General features: G+C 62.4%; 14 protein-coding genes and 4 tRNA genes. All 18 read right to left on the bottom strand.

What is annotated here, in order from left to right; translation table 11 throughout:
* Positions 1-12 precede the first annotated feature (12 nt).
* The 18 genes from fusA to NFG58_RS19325 all read right to left on the bottom strand — a co-directional run bounded on the left by fusA (position 13) and on the right by NFG58_RS19325 (position 19,109).
* Positions 13-2,133, bottom strand: coding sequence for an elongation factor G (fusA, locus tag NFG58_RS19240; RefSeq protein ID WP_045990864.1), 2,121 nt, complete (start codon positions 2,131-2,133; stop codon positions 13-15).
* 30 nt (positions 2,134-2,163) lie between these two features.
* Positions 2,164-2,634: a 30S ribosomal protein S7 gene (rpsG, locus tag NFG58_RS19245; protein WP_023007554.1), complete on the bottom strand. Its 471-nt coding sequence runs from the start codon at positions 2,632-2,634 to the stop codon at positions 2,164-2,166.
* Positions 2,635-2,746: 112 nt separating this feature from the next.
* Positions 2,747-3,121: a 30S ribosomal protein S12 gene (gene rpsL / locus NFG58_RS19250; RefSeq protein WP_045990865.1), complete on the bottom strand. Its 375-nt coding sequence runs from the start codon at positions 3,119-3,121 to the stop codon at positions 2,747-2,749.
* Positions 3,122-3,268: 147 nt separating this feature from the next.
* Complete coding sequence (gene rpoC / locus NFG58_RS19255) at positions 3,269-7,486, bottom strand: DNA-directed RNA polymerase subunit beta' (protein WP_045990866.1); 4,218 nt, start codon at positions 7,484-7,486, stop codon at positions 3,269-3,271.
* A gap of 87 nt (positions 7,487-7,573) precedes the next feature.
* Positions 7,574-11,653, bottom strand: coding sequence for a DNA-directed RNA polymerase subunit beta (gene rpoB / locus NFG58_RS19260; protein WP_108133878.1), 4,080 nt, complete (start codon positions 11,651-11,653; stop codon positions 7,574-7,576).
* 234 nt (positions 11,654-11,887) lie between these two features.
* Entirely contained in the window at positions 11,888-12,262 is a 375-nt protein-coding gene (gene rplL, locus NFG58_RS19265; protein ID WP_108133877.1) for a 50S ribosomal protein L7/L12, read from the bottom strand.
* Between the two features lie 80 nt (positions 12,263-12,342).
* Positions 12,343-12,846 (bottom strand): 50S ribosomal protein L10, encoded by a 504-nt coding sequence (gene rplJ / locus NFG58_RS19270; RefSeq protein WP_045990869.1) that lies wholly within the window; start codon positions 12,844-12,846, stop codon positions 12,343-12,345.
* Between the two features lie 253 nt (positions 12,847-13,099).
* On the bottom strand, positions 13,100-13,792 hold the full coding sequence (gene rplA / locus NFG58_RS19275; RefSeq protein WP_045990870.1) for a 50S ribosomal protein L1: 693 nt from the start codon (positions 13,790-13,792) through the stop codon (positions 13,100-13,102).
* 2 nt (positions 13,793-13,794) lie between these two features.
* Entirely contained in the window at positions 13,795-14,226 is a 432-nt protein-coding gene (gene rplK, locus NFG58_RS19280) for a 50S ribosomal protein L11 (RefSeq protein ID WP_045990871.1), read from the bottom strand.
* 141 nt (positions 14,227-14,367) lie between these two features.
* Positions 14,368-14,901, bottom strand: coding sequence for a transcription termination/antitermination protein NusG (nusG, locus tag NFG58_RS19285; protein ID WP_045990872.1), 534 nt, complete (start codon positions 14,899-14,901; stop codon positions 14,368-14,370).
* Positions 14,902-14,909: 8 nt separating this feature from the next.
* Positions 14,910-15,278 carry a preprotein translocase subunit SecE gene (gene secE, locus NFG58_RS19290; protein WP_045990873.1) on the bottom strand — a complete coding sequence of 123 codons (369 nt, stop codon included), beginning with the start codon at positions 15,276-15,278 and terminating at the stop codon, positions 14,910-14,912.
* A gap of 72 nt (positions 15,279-15,350) precedes the next feature.
* A tRNA-Trp gene (locus NFG58_RS19295) sits at positions 15,351-15,426 on the bottom strand.
* Between the two features lie 143 nt (positions 15,427-15,569).
* A tRNA-Thr gene (locus NFG58_RS19300) sits at positions 15,570-15,644 on the bottom strand.
* Positions 15,645-15,684: 40 nt separating this feature from the next.
* Positions 15,685-15,758, bottom strand: a tRNA-Gly gene (locus NFG58_RS19305).
* A gap of 118 nt (positions 15,759-15,876) precedes the next feature.
* A tRNA-Tyr gene (locus NFG58_RS19310) sits at positions 15,877-15,960 on the bottom strand.
* A gap of 211 nt (positions 15,961-16,171) precedes the next feature.
* A complete protein-coding gene (locus tag NFG58_RS19315) occupies positions 16,172-17,011 on the bottom strand; it encodes a type III pantothenate kinase (protein ID WP_045990874.1) in 840 nt (279 codons plus the stop codon).
* The gene (locus NFG58_RS19320; protein WP_348827181.1) at positions 17,008-18,060 is read right to left on the bottom strand and encodes a biotin--[acetyl-CoA-carboxylase] ligase; all 1,053 of its coding nucleotides are present in this window, start codon (positions 18,058-18,060) and stop codon (positions 17,008-17,010) included. The genes NFG58_RS19315 and NFG58_RS19320 overlap by 4 nt, the downstream gene beginning before the upstream one ends.
* Positions 18,061-18,428: 368 nt before the next feature.
* Positions 18,429-19,109 carry an FCD domain-containing protein gene (locus NFG58_RS19325; protein ID WP_348827182.1) on the bottom strand — a complete coding sequence of 227 codons (681 nt, stop codon included), beginning with the start codon at positions 19,107-19,109 and terminating at the stop codon, positions 18,429-18,431.
* Between the last annotated feature and the right edge of the window lie 107 nt (positions 19,110-19,216).

The raw sequence follows: 19,216 nt of genomic DNA on the forward strand, positions 1-19,216 counted from the left end.
GTTAGCTAACGGTTAACCGTTCTGGTTGATGACGGCTTCAACGACGCTGGACGGCGCCTCTTCGTAGTCCGCAAACTCCATGGTGTAGCTTGCGCGGCCCTGGGTCTGAGAGCGCAGGTCGGTTGCGTAACCGAACATCTCAGCCAGCGGCACGGTGGCGCGAATGACCTTGCCGGAGGAAGAGTCATCCATACCCTGGACCAGGCCCCGGCGGCGGTTCAGGTCGCCCATGACGTCACCCATGAATTCTTCAGGGGTCACGACCTCGACCTTCATCACCGGCTCGAGCAGAACTGCCTTGGCCTTGGGAGCGCCTTGCTTGATCGCCATGGAAGAGGCGACCTTGAACGCGGTCTCGTTGGAGTCCACGTCGTGGTAGGAACCGTCGAACAGCGTTACCTTGACGTCGATCATCGGGTAGCCCGCGATGACACCGTTCTGGAGCTGCTCATAGGCCCCTTTCTCGACGGCCGGCACGTATTCCTTCGGAACCACGCCGCCGACGATCTCGGAAGCGAACTTGAAGTGCATCTCTTCGTCGTCGCCCTTGTCTTCGGCCGTCAACGGCTCGATGCGCAGGTGTACGTGACCGTACTGACCGCGACCACCGGACTGACGAACGAACTTGCCTTCCTGCTCGACGCTCTGACGAATCGTCTCACGGTAGGCCACCTGCGGCTTGCCGATGTTCGCCTCGACCTTGAACTCGCGACGCATGCGGTCAACGATGATGTCGAGGTGAAGCTCGCCCATGCCGGAGATGATGGTCTGGCCAGTCTCTTCGTCGGTCTTGACCTGGAAGGACGGATCTTCCTGGGCCAGCTTGCCCAGTGCAATACCCATCTTTTCCTGGTCAGCCTTGGACTTCGGCTCCACGGCCACGGAGATAACCGGATCCGGGAACTCCATGCGCTCGAGAACGATCTTGTCGTTCAGGTCGCACAGGGTATCACCCGTGGTCACGTCCTTCAGGCCGATACAGGCGGCGATGTCGCCGGCCAGAACTTCCTTGATCTCCTCGCGCGAGTTGGAGTGCATCTGGACGATACGACCGACGCGCTCCTTCTTCTGCTTGACGGAGTTGTAGACGCTGTCGCCTGACTTCAGCACGCCGGAGTAGACGCGGATGAAGGTCAGGGTGCCAACGAAGGGGTCGGTCGCGATCTTGAACGCCAGCGCGGCGAAAGGCGCACTGTCATCGGCCTCACGGGTCGCGATGGTGCCGTCCTTGTCGTCGAGCTCACCTTCGATCGCCTTGACCTCGGTGGGAGACGGCATGTACTCGATGACGCCATCGAGAACGGCCTGAACGCCCTTGTTCTTGAACGCAGAGCCACAAGTGACCAGCACGATCTCGTTGTCGAGGGTACGACGACGCAGACCAGCCTTGATCTCGTCGTTGGTCAGCTCGCCCTCTTCGAGGTACTTGTCCATCAGCTCTTCGGACGCCTCGGCGGCGGCCTCGACCATCTGCTCGCGATACTCTTCGGCGGTCTCCTGGAGCTCCGCCGGGATATCAACGAGGTCGTAGTTCATCCCGAAGTTGTCTTCATCCCACAGGATGGCCTTCATCTGGATGAGGTCGATGACGCCCTTGAACTCGTCCTCGGAGCCCCAGTTGATCTGGATCGGCACGACGTTGGCGCCGAGACGATCCTTCAGCTGGTTGACGACCATGAAGAAGTCAGCGCCGCTGCGGTCCATCTTGTTGACGAACACCATGCGCGGAACTTCGTACTTGTTGGCCTGGCGCCAGACGGTCTCGGTCTGCGGCTGCACACCGGAGGAGCCACACAGCACGACGACGGCACCGTCAAGCACACGCAGGGAACGTTCGACTTCGATGGTGAAGTCAACGTGTCCAGGGGTGTCGATGATGTTGATGCGGTGCTCATCGAACTGCTTGTTCATGCCCTGCCAGAAGCAGGTGGTCGCCGCGGAGGTGATGGTGATACCACGCTCCTGCTCCTGCTCCATCCAGTCCATGGTGGCGGCGCCCTCATGGACCTCACCGACCTTGTGGGACAGACCGGTATAGAACAGGACACGCTCGGTAGTAGTCGTCTTACCGGCGTCGACGTGGGCCACGATACCGATATTGCGGTAACGCTTAAGCGGAGTCTTGCGAGCCACGATGTAACTCCCGTTGGTTGGCGATGCGCTTTAGAAGCGGTAGTGAGAGAAGGCCTTGTTGGCTTCTGCCATGCGATGCACGTCTTCACGCTTCTTGACTGCCGAACCCTTGCCTTCGGCTGCATCCAGCATTTCGCCAGCCAGACGCTGCACCATGGTCTTCTCGCCACGACGGCGAGCGGCGTCCACCAGCCAGCGCATGGCAAGCGCCTGGCGGCGGGACGGACGGACTTCGACCGGCACCTGATAGGTCGCACCGCCGACGCGGCGAGACTTCACCTCGACCATGGGCTGGATGGTTTCCAGCGCCTTGTCGAAGATTTCCAGCGGCTCTTCATTGGAACGCTCGGCAACCCTGTCCAGCGCACCATAGACGATACGCTCAGCTACGGACTTCTTGCCGCTGATCATCAGGTGGTTCATGAACTTGGCCAGACGCTCGGATCCGAACTTGGGATCCGGCAGAATCTCGCGCTTGGCCGCAACTCTTCTTCTAGGCATGATAAGCCCTCGGTTGAAGGGTCCTTCAGGTAAACCCGAGACTCGCGCTTGGCGGCTCGACCTTACTCTTATCAGACCGGGTCAAACTTGGTAATGGAAAGCGACGCAGCCCTTAGGACTTCGGACGCTTGGTGCCGTACTTGGAACGGCCCTGACGACGGTTCTGGACACCGGAGGTGTCGAGAGCGCCGCGAACGGTGTGATAACGCACACCCGGAAGGTCCTTTACTCGACCGCCACGAATCAGGACCACAGAGTGCTCCTGGAGGTTGTGGCCTTCACCGCCGATGTAGGAGGACACCTCGTAGCCGTTGGTCAGGCGCACACGGCAGACCTTCCGCAGTGCGGAGTTCGGCTTCTTCGGGGTGGTGGTGTAGACGCGGGTGCAGACGCCGCGCTTCTGCGGGCAGGCCTGAAGCGCAGGCACGTCGGTCTTCGCGGCCTGACGCTTGCGCGGCTTGCGCACGAGCTGATTAATCGTTGCCATAGCTGTTAGCTGACTCCAATGGGTTGCCTAAGCCTTTTCACAGTGGCGCGGATACACCCACCCCACTGTTAAAGGCTGCGCATTCTACTGGCTGATGCCAAGGCGCGTCAAGCCCGGAGCCGCAAAGGCTCCAGGCTTTTGCCGACATCAGATCTCGTCGTCGTCCGAGTCCAGCGCGGTGAGCTGGGCGCCCAGCTCCTGCTCGACGTCGTAGGCCGACGGCTGGAGCAGTCGCTCGGTGTCTTCACGCTTGCGACGACGCTCCTCGTGGTGGGTCAGACCGGTACCGGCCGGGATCAGACGTCCCACCACCACGTTTTCCTTCAGGCCGCGCAGGTAGTCGCGCTTGCCGGTGACCGCCGCTTCGGTCAGCACGCGGGTCGTCTCCTGGAAGGAGGCCGCAGAGATGAACGACTCGGTGGCCAGGCTGGCCTTGGTGATACCCAGCAGCAGGCGCTGGTACTTGGCCGGGAACTTGTCATTGGCCTGGAGCACGGCATTCTGCTCCAGCACACGGACCAGCTCGACCTGATCACCCGGAATGAAGTCGGAGTCACCGGCGTCGGTGATCTCGACCTTGCGCAGCATCTGACGCACGATCACTTCGATGTGCTTGTCGTTGATGCCAACGCCCTGCAGACGATAGACGTCCTGCACCTCGGCCACGATGTACTTGGCCAGCTCGGCGATGCCGAGCAGTCGCAGGATGTCGTGCGGGTTGCTCGGACCATCCGAGATCACCTCGCCCTTCTCGACCGTCTCGCCCTCGAACACCGCGATCTGACGCCACTTGGGAATCAGCATCTCGAAGGGGTCGCCTTCGGACGGGGTGATGGTCAGACGACGCTTGCCCTTGGTTTCCTTGCCGAAGCTGATCACACCGCTGATCTCGGCCAGGATGGACGGCTCCTTCGGCTTGCGCGCCTCGAACAGGTCGGCGACGCGCGGCAGACCACCGGTGATGTCCTTGTTGCCGGACGCCTCCACCGGGATACGCGCGACGATCTCACCGATGCCGATGGACGAGCCATTGTCGACGGTGACGATCGCCTTGCCGGGCAGCGGGTACTGCACCGGAGTGTCGCTGCCGGAGACGGTCACCGGCTTGCCGGCGGCGTCGTTGAGCATGATCATCGGACGCTTGTCGCGACCGGCCATCGGCCGCGCCGCGGACTCGATGATCTCGATCGAGGACAGACCGGTCATCTCGTCGACGCTGCGGTGCATGGTCAGGCCTTCATCCATGTCGACGTAGTGCACCTGGCCTTCCGCTTCGGCGACGATCGGGTGGGTGTGCGGATCCCACTTGGCCACGGCCTGGCCGGGATCGACCGCATCACCGTCACGCACCGAAAGCTCGGCACCGTAGGGCAGCTTGTAGTACTCACGCTCGCGGCCATGCTCGTCGGCCACCGCCAGGGCGCTGGAGCGCGACACCACGACCAGCTTGCCGTCGGCGCGTTCCACGTACTTGATGTTGTGCAGGCGCACCTTGCCGCCATGCTTGACCTGGACGCTGTCCACCGCAGAGGCCCGCGAGGCGGCACCACCGATGTGGAAGGTACGCATGGTCAGCTGGGTACCCGGCTCACCGATGGACTGGGCGGCGATGACGCCGGCCGACTCACCGATGTTGACCTGGTGGCCACGGGCCAGATCGCGCCCGTAACAGGACGAACACACCCCGTGACTGGTTTCACAGGTGATGGTGCTGCGCACGATGATCTCGTCGACGCCCATGGTGTCGAGCTGCTCGCACCAGGCCTCGTCCAGCAGGGTGCCGCGCGGAATCAGCACTTCGTCGGTGCTCGGGTCGATGACGTCCTGAGCGACCACACGGCCGAGTACACGCTGGGCCAGCGAGACGATGATGTCGCCGCCTTCGATGACCGGGTGCAGGGTCAGGCCACGCTCGGTGCCACAGTCGACCTCGGTGATGACCACGTCCTGGGCGACGTCGACCAGACGACGGGTCAGGTAACCGGAGTTGGCGGTCTTCAGAGCGGTATCCGCCAGACCCTTACGCGCACCGTGGGTCGAGATGAAGTACTGGAGTACGTTCAGACCTTCACGGAAGTTGGCGACGATCGGGGTCTCGATGATCGAGCCATCCGGCTTGGCCATCAGACCACGCATACCCGCCAGCTGGCGGATCTGGGCGGCGCTACCACGGGCACCGGAGTCGGCCATGATGAACACGCTGTTGAAGGAGTCCTGTTCGACTTCCTTGCCTTCGCGGTCGATCACGGTCTCCTTGGAGATGCCCGCCATCATCGCCTTGGCGACCTGGTCGTTGGCACGCGCCCAGATATCGATGACCTTGTTGTACTTCTCGCCCGCGGTCACCAGACCGGAGGAGAACTGGTCCTCGATTTCCTTGACCTCTTCCTCGGCCGCCTCGACGATCTCGGCCTTGGCGTCCGGGATGACGAAGTCGTTGACGCCGATGGAGGCGCCGGACCAGGTGGCCAGACGGAAGCCGGTGTACATCAGCTGGTCGGCGAAGATGACCGCGGCCTTGAGACCGGCGCGACGATACACTTCGTTGATCAGCTTGGAGATGGCCTTCTTCTTCATGGCCTGGTCGACCAGATCGAAGGGCACCCCTTGCGGCAGGATGCGGAACAGCAGCGCACGGCCGACGGTGGTGTCACGCAGACGACGGTGCTCGGAGCGCTCGCCGGTCTCTTCGTCGATGTCGACCTCGTCCAGGCGCACCTTGACGCGGGCGTGCAGCGACACGTTCTGGGTGCCGAAGGCGCGCTCGACCTCGTTGAGGTCGGAGAACACCATGCCCTCGCCCTTGGCGTTGATGCGCTCGCGGGTCATGTAGTACAGACCCAGCACCACGTCCTGGGACGGCACGATGATCGGCTCGCCGTTGGCCGGTGACAGCACGTTGTTGGTGGCCATCATCAGCGCGCGCGCTTCGAGCTGGGCTTCCAGCGTCAGCGGCACGTGCACGGCCATCTGGTCACCGTCGAAGTCGGCGTTGTAGGCGGCACACACCAGCGGGTGCAGCTGGATCGCCTTGCCTTCGATCAACAGCGGCTCGAACGCCTGGATACCGAGACGGTGCAGGGTCGGGGCGCGGTTCAAAAGCACCGGGTGCTCGCGGATGACGTCGGCGAGGATGTCCCACACCTCCGGCAGCTCGCGCTCGACCATCTTCTTGGCGGCCTTGATGGTGGACGCCTGGCCGCTGGCCTGCAGCTTGGAGTAGATGAACGGCTTGAACAGCTCAAGCGCCATCTTCTTGGGCAGACCGCACTGGTGCAGACGCAGGGTCGGGCCCACGGTGATGACCGAGCGGCCGGAGTAGTCGACGCGCTTGCCCAGCAGGTTCTGACGGAAACGCCCCTGCTTGCCCTTGATCATGTCGGCCAGCGACTTCAACGGACGCTTGTTGGAGCCGGTGATGGCGCGACCGCGACGACCGTTGTCGAGCAGCGCATCGACGGACTCTTGCAGCATGCGCTTCTCGTTGCGCACGATGATGTCCGGCGCATTGAGGTCGAGCAGACGCTTCAAGCGGTTGTTGCGGTTGATCACGCGACGGTACAGATCGTTGAGATCCGAGGTCGCGAAGCGGCCGCCATCCAGCGGTACCAGCGGACGCAGGTCCGGCGGCAGCACGGGCAGCACTTCCATCACCATCCACGCCGGATCGTTGCCGGAGCCCTGGAAGGCTTCGAGCAGCTTCAGACGCTTGGACAGCTTCTTGATCTTGGTCTCGGAGTTGGTCTGCGGGATCTCTTCGCGCAGACGCTCGATCTCTTCCTCGAGATCGATATCCTTGAGCATCGCCTGGACGGCCTCGGCACCCATACGGGCGTCGAAGTCATCGCCGAACTCCTCGAGGGCCTCGAAGTACTGCTCGTCGTTGAGCAGCTGGCCACGCTCGAGGGTGGTCATGCCGGGATCGACGACCATGAAGCTCTCGAAATAGAGCACGCGCTCGATGTCGCGCAGCGTCATGTCCATCAGCATGCCGATGCGAGACGGCAGCGACTTCAGAAACCAGATGTGGGCGACCGGACTTGCCAGCTCGATGTGCCCCATGCGCTCGCGGCGCACGGCGGCCTTGGTGACTTCGACGCCGCACTTTTCGCAGATGATGCCGCGGTGCTTCATGCGCTTGTACTTGCCGCACAGGCACTCGTAGTCCTTCACCGGACCGAAGATCTTGGCGCAGAACAGGCCATCACGCTCGGGCTTGAAAGTCCGGTAGTTGATGGTCTCCGGCTTCTTGACCTCGCCAAAGGACCAGGAGCGGATCATGTCCGGCGACGCGAGCGTGATCTTGATCGCGTCGAACTCGTCGGACTGTGACTGCGATTTGAGGACTTTCACCAAATCTTTCATTAGGTCGGCTCCGTTGCGGAGTTGTCATGGGCGGGGAGCTATTGCTCCCCGCGGACCGTCATTCATTGAAGCGCCTTTCGGGCCGCCTCAGCTCTCCAGTTCGATATCGATGCCCAGCGAGCGGATTTCCTTCACCAATACGTTGAAGGATTCCGGCATGCCCGCCTGCATGGTGTGATCGCCATCCACGATGCTCTTGTACATCTTGGTACGACCTTCCACGTCATCGGACTTGACCGTGAGCATTTCCTGCAGAGTGTAAGCGGCGCCGTAGGCCTCCAGGGCCCAGACCTCCATCTCACCAAAGCGCTGACCACCGAACTGCGCCTTGCCGCCCAGCGGCTGCTGGGTGACCAGCGAGTAGGAGCCGGTGGAACGCGCGTGCATCTTGTCGTCGACCAGGTGGTTGAGCTTCAGCATGTACATGTAGCCCACCGTCACCGGACGATCGAACGACTCGCCGGTACGCCCGTCGTACAGGGTCATCTGGCCGGAATCCGGCAGATCGGCCAGCTTCAGCAGGTGCTTGATCTCGTGCTCCTTGGCACCGTCGAACACCGGCGTCGCCATCGGCACGCCCTTCTTCAGGTTCTTGGCCAGCGCGATGATCTCGTCATCGGACAGCGACTCGATCTCCTCGACGCGGGTACCCTGGGTGGAGTTGTAGACCTCACCGAGGAACTCGCGCAGCTGAGTGAGCTGCTGCTCGCGGGCGTCACGCAGCATGTGCTCGATCTTCACGCCGAGACCGCGGGCAGCCATGCCCAGGTGCGTCTCGAGGATCTGACCGACGTTCATCCGCGACGGTACACCCAGCGGGTTCAGCACCACGTCGATGGGCTCACCGTTGTCGTCGAACGGCATGTCCTCGATCGGCATGATGGCCGAGATGACACCCTTGTTACCGTGACGGCCGGCCATCTTGTCACCCGGCTGCAGGCGACGCTTGATCGCCAGGTAGACCTTGACGATCTTGAGCACGCCCGGCGCCAGATCGTCGCCCTGGGTGAGCTTGCGCTTCTTGTCTTCGAAACGCTCGTCCATTTCCTTGCGACGGTTCTCGAGCTGCTCGTCGGCCTGAGCCAGCAGTTCATTGAGCTTCTCGTCCTGCATGCGCAGCTTGAACCACTGCTGACGCGGCAGCTCCTCGAGATAGTCCTCGGACAGCACATCATCCTTGGACAGGCGCGGACCACCGTTGACCGGCTGACCGGACAGGGTGCGCTTGAGACGCTCGAAGGTGGCGTCCTCGGCGATGCGGTAGGTCTCCTGCAGGTCCTTGCGCACCTCGTCGAGCTGCATCTGCTCGATGGACAGAGCGCGCGAGTCCTTCTCGACGCCGTCGCGGGTGAACACCTGAACGTCGATGACGGTGCCCTTCATGCCGGTGGGGGCACGCAGGGAGGTGTCCTTCACGTCGGACGCCTTCTCACCGAAGATCGCACGCAGCAGCTTCTCTTCCGGGGTCAGCTGGGTCTCGCCCTTGGGCGTGACCTTGCCGACCAGGATGTCGCCGGCGCCGACCTCGGCACCGATGTACACCACACCGGCCTCATCCAGCTTGCCCAGTGCCGATTCACCGACGTTGGGAATATCGGAGGTGATCTCCTCCGGCCCCAGCTTGGTGTCACGGGACACACAGGTCAGTTCCTGGATGTGGATGGTAGTGAAACGGTCTTCCTGGACCACCCGCTCGGACAGCAGGATGGAGTCCTCGAAGTTGTAACCGTTCCACGGCATGAAGGCGATGCGCATGTTCTGGCCAAGCGCCAGATCACCCATGTCGACGGACGGACCGTCGGCCAGGATGTCACCACGCGCGACGTTGTCGCCGGGGCGAACGATCGGACGCTGGTTCTGGCAGGTGTTCTGGTTCGAACGCAGGTACTTGGTCAGGTTGTAGATGTCGACACCGGCCTCACCGCCGATGATCTCGTCTTCGTTGACCCGCACCACGATGCGCTTGGCGTCGACCGAGTCGATCACGCCGCCACGACGGGCCACGGCACAGACACCGGAGTCACGGGCGACGAAGCGCTCCATGCCGGTACCGACCAGCGGCTTGTCGGCACGCAGGGTCGGCACCGCCTGACGCTGCATGTTGGCACCCATCAGGGCGCGGTTGGCGTCATCGTGCTCGAGGAACGGAATCAGTGCGGCGGCGACGGACACCACCTGACGCGGAGACACGTCCATCAGCGTCACCTGTTCGGGACGCATGAAGGTGGTCTCGCCGCGATGACGCACCTGGACCAGGTCGTCGACCAGCTTCTTGTCGGCGTTGACGGTGGCCGAGGCCTGGGCGATGACGAAGTCACCTTCCTCGATGGCCGACAGGTGCACCACCTCGTCGGTGACCACGCCATCCACGACCTTACGGTACGGCGTCTCGAGGAAGCCGTAGCTGTTGGTGTGGCTGTAGGTCGCCAGCGAGTTGATCAGGCCGATGTTCGGACCTTCCGGCGTCTCGATCGGGCAAAGACGGCCGTAGTGGGTAGCGTGAACGTCACGCACCTCGAAACCGGCGCGCTCACGGGTTAGGCCACCCGGGCCGAGAGCGGACACACGACGCTTGTGGGTCACCTCGGACAGCGGGTTGTTCTGGTCCATGAACTGGGACAGCTGAGAGGAGCCGAAGAACTCCTTCACCGCAGCGGCCACCGGCTTGGCATTGATCAGGTCCTGAGGCATCAGGCCTTCGCTCTCGGCCATGGACAGACGTTCCTTGACCGCGCGCTCGACACGCACCAGGCCGACACGGAACTGGTTTTCTGCCATTTCGCCGACGCAGCGGATGCGGCGGTTGCCCAGGTGGTCGATGTCGTCGACATCGCCAAAGCCGTTACGGATGTTGATCAGCTCGCGCAGCACGTCGAGGATGTCGGTACGATCCAGCACACCGGAACCGGTGTCGGAATCACGACGCAGACGACGGTTGAACTTCATCCGGCCGACGCCGGACAGGTCATAGCGGTCTTCGCTGAAGAACAGGTTGTTGAACAGCGTCTCGGCGGCTTCCTTGGTGGGCGGCTCGCCGGGGCGCATCATGCGGTAGATCTCGACCAGCGCCTCGAGCTGGGAACCGGTGGTGTCCAGCTTGAGGGTGTCGGAGACGAAGGGACCGCAGTCCAGATCGTTGGTGTAGAGCGTCTCGATGGTGGTGATGCCGGCCTGACCGAGGGCCTCGAGCAGCTCCGGGGTGATCTCGGAGTTGCAGGGGCAGATCAGCTCGCCGGTGGCGGGGTTGATCTGGTCCTTGGCCAGGGTCTTGCCGAACAGGTAGTCCATCGGCACTTCCAGACGCTCGAGACCCGCCTTCTCCAGCTGGCGGATATGCTTCTGGGTGACACGACGCCCCTCTTCGACGATGACCTCACCGTCGGCGCCCTTGATGTCAAAGGTCGCGGTCTCGCCACGCAGGCGAGACGGCACCAGCTCCACCGAGAAGCCGGACTTCTCGATGTGGAAGGTGCTGGTGTCGAAGAACTCGTCGAGGATCTCCTCGGCGCTCATGCCCAGCGCGCGCAGCAGCACGGACGCCGGCAGTTTGCGACGACGGTCGATCCGCACGAAGACGTTGTCCTTCGGGTCGAACTCGAAGTCCAGCCAGGAGCCGCGGTAAGGAATCACGCGAGCGGAGTACAGAAGCTTACCGGAGCTGTGGCTCTTGCCCTTGTCGTGATCGAAGAACACGCCGGGACTACGGTGAAGCTGAGACACGATGACGCGCTCGGTACCGTTCACCACGAAGGTACCGTTCTCGGTCATCAGGGGGATTTCCCCCATGTAGACTTCCTGCTCCTTGATGTCCTTGATGGCCTTGTTCGACGACTCCTTGTCGTAGATGATCAGGCGAACCTTGACACGCAGAGGAGCGGAGTAGGTGACGCCGCGCAGCTGGCATTCCTTGACGTCGAAGGCCGGAGTGCCGAAACGATAGCTGACGTACTCGAGCGCAGCGTTGCCGGAGAAGCTCTCGATCGGGAACACGGACCTGAAGGCGGCGTGCAGGCCGACTTCCATGCGCTCTTCGGGAGAGCGGTCCTGCTGGAGAAAGTCGTAGTAGGAATCAAGCTGGATGGCCAGCAGGTAAGGCACATCCATCACTTGGGGCAGTTTGCCGAAATCCTTGCGGATGCGTTTTTTCTCAGTGTATGAGTAAGCCATCTGTATTCCCCAGCTTGTTCACCATGGGTGACCGATGCGTGTCGGCGCCACCCGACGGACGGTCTCCGTCAGGCGCTGACGGCAAGTCCTCGGATGAGTGACTCGCCGTCGGAATTCTGCAAGCTACAGGCCCTTGGGGGCAGGCAGCTAGTGACAACAGAAAAAGGCCGGTAGCGGGCGTCCCGCCACCAGCCGTGGAAGCTTACGCAGCGCGTAAAGCCATGGGCACAAGGATTACTTGAGCTCCACGGACGCGCCGGCTTCTTCCAGCTTCTTCTTGGCTTCTTCCGCGTCGTCCTTGCTCATCGCTTCCTTGATGGTCGCCGGCGCGCCGTCGACGGCACCCTTGGCTTCCTTCAGGCCGAGACCAGTGATCTCGCGGACGGCCTTGATGACGTTGACCTTCTTGTCGCCAGCGGAGGTCAGCACCAGGTCGAACTCGGTCTGCTCTTCGGCAGCGGCGGCTTCGCCACCAGCGCCCGGGCCAGCCACGACAGCAGCAGCGGCGCTAACGCCGAACTTCTCTTCCATGGCTTCGATCAGCTCGACGACTTCCATGACGGACATGTCGGAGACGGCGTTGATGATATCTTCTTTGGTCAGTGCCATTGTCTAGATTCCTAACTTTGCGGGCGTCTCGGTCACCCGAGAACGCGAAATGGATCGTGGTCGGTCGACAGGACGACGCCTTAAGCGGCTTCTTCCTGCTTCTGGTCGCGCAGCGCAGCGAGAGTACGAACCAGCTTGCCGGCAGAAGCTTCCTTCATGACGGACATCAGCTTGGCGATCGCCTCATCGTAGGTCGGCAGGGTCGCCAGACGGTCGATATCGCTTGCCGGGATCAGCTCACCTTCATAGGCCAGCGCCTTGACTTCGAAGTTCTTCTCATCCTTGGCGAACTCCTTGAACAGACGAGCGGCAGCGCCCGGATGTTCGTTGGAGAAGGCCAGCAGAGTCGGACCAACGAAGGTCTCTGACAGGCACTCCCAGGGAGTACCGGTCAGGGCGCGGCGTGCCAGGGTGTTGCGCACAACACGCACCTGGACGCCATTCTCGCGAGCCTGCTTGCGCAGTTCGGTCATCTTGTGGACCGCGACGCCGCGAGAGTCGGCAACTACGACGGAGAGTGCATCCTTGGCGACTTCACTGACCTCGGCAACAATTGCCTTCTTGCCTTCGAGTGCTAGTGCCACTGTGATCACTCCTTCGTGCCGGAACCCGAGGGCTCCGATGGTTACCATCTCCCCTTCCGTAGAAGAGGGGCTTCAATGATGGTGCTCACCAGATGCCTGGCGGCAACACCATCTGCGCAGGTGCCCGGGGGCGATTAAGCCGCCGGCAGACCCGAAGGTCAGGCGGCGGCGCCTGCGGTCTTTGACGGTGCCCCGCCGGCCGGGTGAATCACCCGGCACGGGGACCGCAAAGTGTCTTGCCTGTTGTGTCGCATCACACCAGCGCGGAGTGATCGACGGTCAGACCCGGGCCCATGGTGGTGGACAGGGTCATCTTCTTGAAGTACACGCCCTTGGAAGTGCTCGGCTTGAGCTTCTTCAGGTCGGCGAGCAGCGCATCCAGGTTGCCCTTGATGGCGTCGGCTTCGAAATCGACCTTGCCCAGGGTGGTGTGGATGATGCCGTTCTTGTCGGTACGGAAACGAACCTGACCGGCCTTGGCGTTCTTGACGGCGGTAGCGACGTCGGGGGTCACGGTGCCGACCTTGGGGTTCGGCATCAGGCCACGCGGACCCAGGATCTGACCCAGCTGGCCGACGACACGCATGGCGTCCGGCGAGGCAATGACCACGTCGAAGTCGAGCTGGCCTTTCTTGACCTGCTCGGCCAGGTCGTCCATACCGACGATGTCGGCACCGGCTTCCTTGGCGGCTTCTTCGTTGGCACCCTGGGTAAAGACGGCAACGCGCACGTCCTTGCCGGTACCGTTGGGCATCACGGTCGCACCGCGCACCACCTGGTCGGATTTACGCGGATCGACGCCCAGGTTGATGGCGACGTCCAGCGACTCCTTGAACTTGACGGTGGACAGCTCGGAGAGCAGAGCCACGGCCTCGTCGATGGAGTAGACCTTGGTGGCGTCAACCTTGTCGCGAATCTGCTTTGCGCGCTTGGTAAGCTTTGCCATGATCAGAGACCCTCCACGTTGAGGCCCATGCTGCGGGCGCTACCGGCAATGGTACGCACCGCGGCGTCGAGATCGGCAGCCGTCATGTCCGGCTCCTTAGTCTTGGCGATCTCTTCGAGCTGCTCGCGGGTCACGGTACCGACCTTCTTCTTGTTCGGCTCACCAGAGCCGGACTTGATACCAGCGGCCTTCTTCAGCAGCACCGCGGCGGGCGGTGTCTTGGTGACGAAGGTGAAGCTGCGGTCGGAGTAGACGGTGATGACCACGGGAGTCGGGAGACCCGGCTCGATGTTCTGCGTCTCGGCGTTGAACGCCTTGCAGAATTCCATGATGTTGACACCGTGCTGACCCAGCGCGGGACCCACGGGGGGACTCGGGTTGGCCTTACCAGCTGCAACCTGCAGCTTGATGTAAGCCTGTACTTTCTTGGCCATGATGGACTCCAGTTGGGTAGTAGCGCCTTGCGGCTCCCCGGACAAAACGGCCGCCTCTCGAGGCGACCCCTACGCACTGAAAACTTTCAGCACATGACGGTGGGCCTGCCTGAGCAGACCCACCGTAAGAAACTTGTCGACCTACTCCTTCTCGACCTGGGAAAACTCCAGCTCGACGGGAGTGGCGCGCCCGAAGATCAGCACGCTGACCTGCAGACGACTCTTGTCGTAGTTGACCTCTTCGACCACGCCGTTGAAATCGGCGAAGGGGCCATCGATGACGCGCACCGACTGACCGGGCTCGAACATGGTCTTGGGACGCGGCTTTTCGGCCCCATCCCTGACGCGACTGAGAATGGCGTCGGCCTCGCGCTGAGTGATCGCCGCCGGCTTCTCCTTGGTCCCGCCGATAAAGCCCATGACACGGGGCGTCTCGTTGACCAGGTGCCAGGTCTCGTCGACCATTTCCATCTCGACCAGCACGTAGCCGGGATAGAACTTGCGCTCACTCTTGCGGCGCTTGCCGTCACGCATCTCGACGACTTCTTCGGTCGGCACCAGAATCTCACCAAAGAGATCTTCCATGCCGTGCATCTTCACACGCTCGATCAGCGAGCGCATGACGTGCTTCTCGAAGCCGGAGTAGGCGTGGACGACGTACCAACGCTTGGACATGAAGACTCCTAACCGATGACGCCGGACATCGCCCAGCTGAGCAGCGTGTCGATCAACCAGAGCAGCAGCCCGACCACCAGCACAGCCACCAGCACGATGGCGGTGGTCTGGATGGTCTCGGGGCGCGTCGGCCAGACGACACGTTGAATTTCCTTCCTGGCGCTCTGCGCCAGCTCCACCAATTCACGCCCCTTGGTGGTGGTCAATGCGACCAGGGCAGCAACGACAGACAGGGCAACAACGCCCAGAACACGATACAGAAGCGGCTGGTCGGCAAAGTAGGTGTTGCCAACGACGGCCAGCACCAGAAGAACGACGACAACCGCCCACTTGAGCCCGTCGTGGCGCGACTCCTGCACCTCGGCGTTATGCTTCATGAAAACGAGACTCCTCAGGGCGCGGCAATCGAAACACGAAAGTATATAAAAAACTGCCAGCCTGGGGAAGACTGGCAGGCCAGGAGGGAATCGAACCCCCAACCTGCGGTTTTGGAGACCGCTGCTCTGCCAATTGAGCTACTGGCCTGTACTCGATGCAAACCACCCTTTGCGGGCAGCCTCTGCAACAGCGGGCGCCATGATAGCGAAACGGATCTCGCCTGGCAACCCCCTCCGCCCTGCAGACGCGGCGGAGAAAGAAAAAGCGAGCCTAGGCTCGCTTTTCTTAGATGGAGCTCATGGACGGATTTGAACCGTCGACCTCACCCTTACCAAGGGTGTGCTCTACCCCTGAGCTACATGAGCGCACTCTTCGGCAATCCAACGACTCACATTGCCTGAACTCTGGAGCGGGCAGCGGGGATCGAACCCGCATCATCAGCTTGGAAGGCTGAGGTTCTACCATTGAACTATGCCCGCAAAATCGGTACTAAACCTTCTTTGCTGAAGCAAAGCCCACCGAACCCAAACCAGCCTGGCAGCGTCCGACCGCCTGCTCCGCATCAACCAGAAACCACAACTCTGGTCGATCAAAATCTGGTGGAGGGGGAAGGATTCGAACCTTCGAAGCTTTCGCGGCAGATTTACAGTCTGCTCCCTTTGGCCACTCGGGAACCCCTCCAACTGGCGACGTATTTTATCGCCCTGCTCCGAGAAGTCAAGTGGTTGTTTTAAAAGAATCAAGCTGCACGCAAAACTCTTACAACCTGTCTCGACGGCAGCCTGCAACCCGCGGGTCGCTGTACCTCGGAACGCGGCGCATTGTGTCAAAGCAGAATGGATAACGCAAGGCTTCCATAGGCTTTTTTTTACGGCGCACCGGAAAACCACGGTCACAGCAGCATCGAAAACGCCAACCCCGCGCGGATCTTTTCCAGCGCCACCGGAGCCGGCGGCACCGGCGCCCCCGCCATCTTGCCGGCACGTTCTGCTGCCGTCAGAGGGAAGCACGCTTCAAGGCCGGCGTAGACCATGTCCGGCCAGATCGCGTGGGGTACGCGAATACCACGAGACACCACCCTGGCATCGCCGCCGGTGACCAGCATGGGTAGCGCCACCCCTTCACGATCACAGACCTCGCTGTAGATCCGATTGACCGCGCTGACAGCGGCCATGTAGATACCGTGATTGACCGCCTCTACCGTGCGCCGCCCAGGAGCGAGCAGCTCGTCTGCCTCGCTGTCCGGGTCGATGGCCACGTTGCGGGTGCCCAGCTTCAGGCTTTCTTTCATCAGACGCAGCCCCGGCAGGATGTACCCCCCGAGATGACGCCCGCCTGGCAGCACGAAGTCGATAGTGATGGCACTGCCACAGTCCACCGTGCAGCTGGCACCGGCAAGCTGATAGCCCGCCAGCACCCCCATCCAGCGATCCACGCCCAGTCGACCCGGCTCGTGATAGCCGTTGGTGACGCCCAGCGCTTCGTGGCAGGAACGCGCCACGTGCACCGAACGCACCCGGTCCTTGAGCAGCGACTCGGTCTGCGCCAGCACCGAACGCCTCGCTACACTGGAAATGCGCACCGTCTCGACCACGTCGAGGTCGGGAATGTCCGACCCGGGCTTCCACTCCTCCCGGGTCCACACCGCGCCCCTGGAGCGAATCTCGCTGCTGTCAGCGTCCTTCAGGCGCCACTTGGACAGGGTATTGCCGATATCCAGATCAAGAATCATGGGCGAGCCCGCACGCTGATCTCTCCTCCCACCAGGCGCTCTTGCCGCTCTCCGTCAACGCCCTTGCGCACCCAGAGATTGCCACTGCCATCCACGTCTCCTGCCTGGGCCAGCTCGCGCTGCTCCCCTCGAATGATCTCGATGTCCCAACCGGCAAAGGCGTGACGTGCGTTCCAGGCGTCGCGCCAGGCATCGAACCCCTGCTCCTCGAAACCTGCCAGCATGCCCAGCAGACCGTCCAGCAATTCGGCCGCCAGCACGTTACGGGATAGCCCCGGAGCCTGATCATGCACACAAGCGACCGGCTGATCGATCTTCGCCCGGAAGCTCTCCGGCAGATCCACGTTGATGCCCATGCCGAGCACCACCTCACAGGGGCCGGCGGCGTCACCGCTCATCTCAACCAGAATACCGGCCAGCTTGCCAAAGCCCTGCTGACCCGCCCCCTGCCCGGTCGCTGCCTGCTCATCCAATCCTTGCTGAGCCGCCCCTTGCGGACCCAAGGGCAACAGCACATCGTTGGGCCACTTCAGCCCGGGCTTGAGCCCATGGCGTTCCAGCACCTGGGCCAGCACCACACCGATGGCCAGGCTGAGGCCTTCCAGGGCAGCGACACCCGAATCGAAGCGCCAGCCCACGGAGCACATCAGCGTGCGCCCCCAGGGGGTCGTCCAGGTGCGCCCGCGCCGCCCACGGCCGGCGCTCTGCTGTTCGACCAGGCAGGCCTCAGCGTGCCCTGCTCCCTGACGAAAACGCTCGCGCAGGAACTCGTTGCTCGAGGGCAGGGTGTCTTCCACGAAGAGGCGCGAGAGGTGCCGACGCGACTCGCGTGACAACGCGGCTACCACCGAGGGCCCATCGAGCAGCTCAAGGGGTTCGGCTAGCCGATACCCCTGCCCCTTGACCGCCTCCATGGGGATGCCGAGATCCTCAAGCTTGCGCAGCTGCTTCCACACCGCCGCCCGCGACACGCCCAGCTTTTCCCCCAGCTGCTGGCCGGAGTGGAACTCGCCGTCACTCAACAGCCGAATCAGCTCACCAATGGTCATCCCTCGCCCCTTCCACGGGAAAAGGGCATAGTCTATCGAATGTCGCCTGTCGCCGGAAATCCACGCGTCTGCAACACTCCTGTGGGTGTGCCTCTGAGCAACTCCTCCAGGTGTTACGAGCACCGACGGGCGGTGGCAAGCAAAAGGAAAATGGCACCATGCAAGCGTCCGCCACTCTGCTCGATTGCAGCCACGCGGACAATGCCCGAGCCTGGACTCGAAAGTCCTCCACAACGCCAATGCCAGCCGCCTACTGACCGGCCACTGCTTCGCTGCTTGCTGCATCGAAGCAGCAAGATCTGATGGGCGAAGCCCGCCCTGTACGCTATTGCTGCAGGCGCAACGAACCAGCCACCAGGCCGGCGTCTTCACGACACCATGGCCTCGACGCTCTTGCGCGTGGCACCGACCAGGCTGTCGAAGGCGGCCAGAGCGGCCTGCTCATCACGCCGCCGCATGGCCTCGAGCAGGTCTTCGTGGTGGGCAAAACTTGCGTCAAACACTTCATGACGATCGTCCGGCGAGTCCCAGGACAGGTACAGCTCGTCGTGCATCATCTGGATCAGCCCAACCAGCACGCGATTGCCGCAGGCCTGATAGATCGCCAGGTGAAAAGCCGCGTCGGCCTCGCTGACCGCGAGGAAATCCTCCCTCGCCCGAGCACGTCGATAGTCATCCAGGTGGCCGGCCATGGCCTCGAAGGCGGCCTCTTCGGCGTGCCGCACGGCCAGCAGGATGGCCTGAGCCTCCAGCGCCTGGCGAACCTCGAGCATCTCCAGCAGATGCGCCCTGGCGTCGTGGATGCCAAGACTGGCCAGCAGTTGAAAGGTCCGCTGTTCGCTGACGAAGATCCCCTTGCCGTTGACCACCTCGATGATGCCCTCGGCCTGGAGCTTCTTGAGGCCCTCCCGGAGGGTAGATCGACCTACCTTCAGGCGCTCCATCCACTCCCCCACCGAGGGTAGGCGCGCCCCCGGCGCCAACTGCTCTTTGGCGATATAGGCGCTGATCTCTCCGGCGACGGTGTCCGATAAGTAGAGTCGTTTCATGACGTTGGCATCCAGGAAGGAAAGGCGTCCAGGGGACTGATCGACGGTAACGGCAAACCTCTTCTGGATCAATTGTGGGGCCAGCAGGGCCGTGCTAGCTTAGCTAT

The organism is Halomonas sp. RT37 (assembly GCF_040070525.1).
Classification (GTDB): domain Bacteria; phylum Pseudomonadota; class Gammaproteobacteria; order Pseudomonadales; family Halomonadaceae; genus Halomonas; species Halomonas litopenaei.